Source organism: Desulfothermus okinawensis JCM 13304 (assembly GCF_054654515.1).
In genome coordinates, this window is sequence record NZ_BAAIEW010000076.1 from 1 (window position 1) to 548 (window position 548).

1 protein-coding gene is annotated in these 548 nt (G+C 32.3%); it reads left to right on the plus strand.

What is annotated here, in order from left to right; translation table 11 throughout:
* Positions 1 to 268 precede the first annotated feature (268 nt).
* Positions 269 to 547 (plus strand): hypothetical protein, encoded by a 279-nt coding sequence (locus tag ACYQ0O_RS13085; protein ID WP_459893782.1) that lies wholly within the window; start codon positions 269 to 271, stop codon positions 545 to 547.
* Position 548 lies beyond the last annotated feature (1 nt).

The window sequence follows — 548 nt, forward strand, 5'->3', positions numbered from 1 at the left end:
AGGATTATAGGAGAGTTTAGCCCTCCTAAGACCCCTGTCTCCAAGGTCCTGTTCTCTGTTTCCCGACCTTGACAGTTTCCAGTATTAACAGTTATATTTTTAAGTTATTGTATATTAAGAGATTCAATCAAATTGGTAGGTTATGGGGGATTAACATTTAAAAATACAGAATTTTGTAGTCCTAACTTTTATATTTTTTGTAATTAGTTATCGACTTTATTTAAGTCTATTGGTAGCATTTGATTGAAGTCAAACATAGGGAAACGGGATGTTTTTGAAAATATCTAGGGTAAAGGGTTTTGAATATCTTAGAATCGTTCACTCTTATAGAACCAAAGACAATAAGGTTAGGCATAAGACTATTGTTAATTTGGGCAGAGCTGATAAAGTGGCTGAACTATTTCCTGCATTTGAAAAACTTTTTGAACTTTATGGAGATAATGTCTTTGTGCCTATTGATAAAATTAATACCCATGGTGCTAATATCAAAAACTACTCTTATGTTATTATTAAAAAAATCTGGGACAAGTACAGGCTTAGTGAATGAC